Origin of the sequence: Psychromonas hadalis ATCC BAA-638, assembly GCF_000420245.1 — a bacterium.
Taxonomy (GTDB): domain Bacteria; phylum Pseudomonadota; class Gammaproteobacteria; order Enterobacterales; family Psychromonadaceae; genus Psychromonas; species Psychromonas hadalis.
On record NZ_ATUO01000244.1, the window covers coordinates 1 to 3,344 of the forward strand.

Annotated in this window: 3 protein-coding genes; 2 read left to right on the plus strand and 1 reads right to left on the minus strand. The window is 38.5% G+C overall.

Going from position 1 to position 3,344, the window contains the following annotated elements:
- Positions 1-136 precede the first annotated feature (136 nt).
- Entirely contained in the window at positions 137-1,582 is a 1,446-nt protein-coding gene (bepA, locus tag G322_RS0118165) for a beta-barrel assembly-enhancing protease (RefSeq protein WP_022943109.1), read from the minus strand.
- Positions 1,583-1,705: 123 nt separating this feature from the next.
- Here bepA and G322_RS21335 point away from each other — a divergent pair, with 123 nt between their 5' ends.
- Both G322_RS21335 and G322_RS0118175 read left to right on the plus strand, forming a co-directional pair.
- Entirely contained in the window at positions 1,706-1,951 is a 246-nt protein-coding gene (locus tag G322_RS21335) for a sulfurtransferase TusA family protein (RefSeq protein ID WP_156873998.1), read from the plus strand.
- Entirely contained in the window at positions 1,945-3,018 is a 1,074-nt protein-coding gene (locus G322_RS0118175; protein ID WP_022943111.1) for an AI-2E family transporter, read from the plus strand. The genes G322_RS21335 and G322_RS0118175 overlap by 7 nt, the downstream gene beginning before the upstream one ends.
- Positions 3,019-3,344 lie beyond the last annotated feature (326 nt).

The window sequence follows — 3,344 nt, forward strand, 5'->3', positions numbered from 1 at the left end:
CTATTTTACTGGTTAAAATAACTCACTTCTGCGTTGTAAGTTTTGTAAAGGGAACAACCATTTACGTCAACTTACGCCTTAAATTTAGCTGTTTTCCCTGCGCAAAATTTAGATCACATACTTAATGTAATCGGTATTATTCCTGCAAAGATTGCAAACGCAAATCTTGTTTCTTATAAAACGCAATGCTGGCACTGTAACGCGCTTGGTCTAGTTTACTTTCTGTGTAAACTAATGCACTGCCCATCTCTTGACTTGCCTCTCTAAAACGTCCTTGTAGTGCTAAATGTTGTGCTTTTGTTGCATGCTCTTTAGCACGCTCTTTCATCAGTTTGTAAAGATCAATGGCAAGTCGATGTGCCAAAATATGTTGCGGGTGAGTACGAATAAAATGCTCTAATAATTTTTCTGCTTGTTGGTATTTCTCAATGGTTTGCAGTGCAATCACTAAGTTAAGTGTAATGACTGCATTTTCAGGCCGTTGTTGCTGATAAGGGCTAAGTAACTGAATCGCTTTCTCTGCTTGATTTAGCGCCAATAAAGTATCAGTGATAAAATCGAGATAGAAAAGGTTAGTGGGGTGTGCACTGAGTAATTTTATCGCTAATTGATGCGCTTGTTGGGCATTTTTATCTTTAAAATAAGCGAGTGCTAGGCCATATTCTGCCGCTTCTTTTAGCTGATATTTATGGTTTTTCAGCTGGCTTTTATAATAATCGATAGCTACAGCACCAGACATATCGTTATAACGTACGGTGATACGTGCCTTACTCAGTTGATAAGAAAGGTTACTTCTTACTTTTTTAGAAGGCAGTTGTCCTGCACGTAAACGTGCTTCTGCTAAACGGGTTTCTGGTAGTGGGTGAGTGGATAGCATTTGCGGTGGCATCGAGGCATATTTATATTTTTCAGCGAGTTTTCCAAAAAAATCAGCCATGCCATAGGGATCGTATCCCGCATTATAAAGCGTCTGAATGCCAATGCGATCCGCTTCATACTCATGTAAACGGGTGTAGTTAATTTGTGATTGCATGGTCAGTGCCATGGTAGAAGTCAGTGCTGCCATGCCTGCTGCGGGTGAAACTAATGCAAGTAATATTGAGCCTACCATTGCCGCTAATGTTGCGGGGTTACTAAACGATTGTTGTTCGAGCATGCGCGCAAGGTGACGCTGGGTAATATGAGCAACCTCATGGGCGACAACCCCCGCAAGTTCACTCTCATTTTTAGCGTATAAAAATAGCCCTGTGTGTATTTTTACGTTACCGCCTAAAAAAGCGGCTGCATTAATCTCTTTATCTTCGATCAGGAAAAAATTAAAAGGTAACTTTACTGAGTCGGCATGTGCAACAATATTTTGTCCGAGAGAGTCAATATAGTGATTTAAAATAGGATCATGGATAATTGGCAATGCTTGATTGGCCATTAAACGAAATGCCCAGCCATACTCTTTTTCTTTCTCAATGGTTAGCGCGCCTGCACCCACCGTACCAATATCAGGTAATGTATTAGAAGCATTGCTACTTGCAGATAAGAATAAAAACAGAAAAAATAACGGTACAATTATCGATTTGTTAAACACATTAACGGCTCATATTAAAAGAGAGGGGTAAAATCATAAACAAGCTCCAATTTATTGCAAGTGATGATTGTCTTATCTGCAAGCAAAGGTAATAATCAGCGCTTTAAATTGCAGAGAGTGAATATGGTTACGCTAGATTTGCGAGAGTTACGTTGCCCACTTGCATTAGTTACATTAAAACGTGAACTATTATTGACAACTGAGATTAAAAACCGTTCACTTAAACTTTTTTTTTCGAGTGTATCTGCGATGTCAGATATTATTTTATATCTTGATAAAAAAGGGATTTACTACCAAATGTCAGAAGATGAAAATCTATTTGTATTAATCGTTACCATTAACAAAAGTAAGGACAGAAAAAAATGTTAGGACAGTTAACTCACTGGTATAAAAATCGTTTTGCAGATCCCAATTTAAGTGTGCTTTTTCTCTTATTAGCAGGGGCTTTTTTAACTATTTATCTGTTTGGTAATATTCTTGCCCCATTGTTTGTTGCACTTGTATTGGCTTATCTGCTCGATTGGCCAGTTAACTATTTAATGCGTTTTAAGCTAAACCGTACGGTGGCAACTTTTGTTGTGATGACGTTGTTTATTTCACTCGCAGTATTCGCATTTTTAGGTGTTTTACCGACGGTATTTAAACAGGGAGCCTCGTTGATTCAAGATCTACCGGTTATGTTTAATCAAGCGCAAGCATTCTTGGTCACATTACCGACTCAGTACCCTGATATGATCGATCCTATTACTATTGCATTATTGGTTGAAAATATTCGTGCCTATATATTAGAGAGTGGTGGTTTTCTATTATCACATTCATTTAGTTCTCTGCTTAATATTGCCGCCCTGATTGTATATGCGATTTTAGTGCCATTGATGATGGTCTTTATGCTTAAAGATAAGTTAACCTTAACCCGCAGTTTGGTAAAGTTTTTACCAGAAAATCGTAAACTTGCAGTACAAGTTTGGGAAGAGATGAATGGTCAAATCATGAATTATATTCGTGGTAAAGTGATTGAAATTTTGATCGTAGGAGTTGCGACCTATTTTGTATTTTTCTTTATGGACTTGCGTTATTCTGCATTGCTTGCGGTATTAGTGGGACTTTCTGTCTTGATCCCCTACATTGGTGCGGCCGCTGTTACAGTGCCTGTTGCTGTGGTTGCCCTGTTTCAATGGGGGTTTACGGCTGACTTTGTTTATTTGATGGCCGCTTACGGTATTGTACAAGCGTTAGATGGCAACTTGATTGTGCCTCTGCTTTTTTCAGAAGCGGTTAACTTACATCCTGTTATTATTATTATTGCAGTACTCGTATTTGGTGGCTTATGGGGGTTTTGGGGCGTTTTCTTTGCTATTCCATTAGCAACATTAGTAAAAGCGGTACTTAATGCGTGGCCAAGCAGGGAGCAGTTAGCGCATGTGAATGATGCTTAGCAATCGTTACACAATAACTTGCGCTAAATTGTTTTCAAAAATCCTGAAGGAATCGTTACAAAATAACTTGCGCTAAATTGTTTCCAAAAAGCCTTAAGTGACTGGCTATTTTAAAAACAAAATCGCAAGTAATGTTGAAGCCAATCCTAAATGACGGGTTATTTTGAAAACAAAAGCGCAAGTAATTTTGAAGCCGATCCTTAGACAAAAAAATACCGCGATGAACGCGGTATTTTTTTGTTTAGGTTACGGGCTACTGAACAGGTTTTAAGCTTAAAACATGCAATAAACGCTCAGGTGTATCAGGCCACACAACCGGGCTTGCA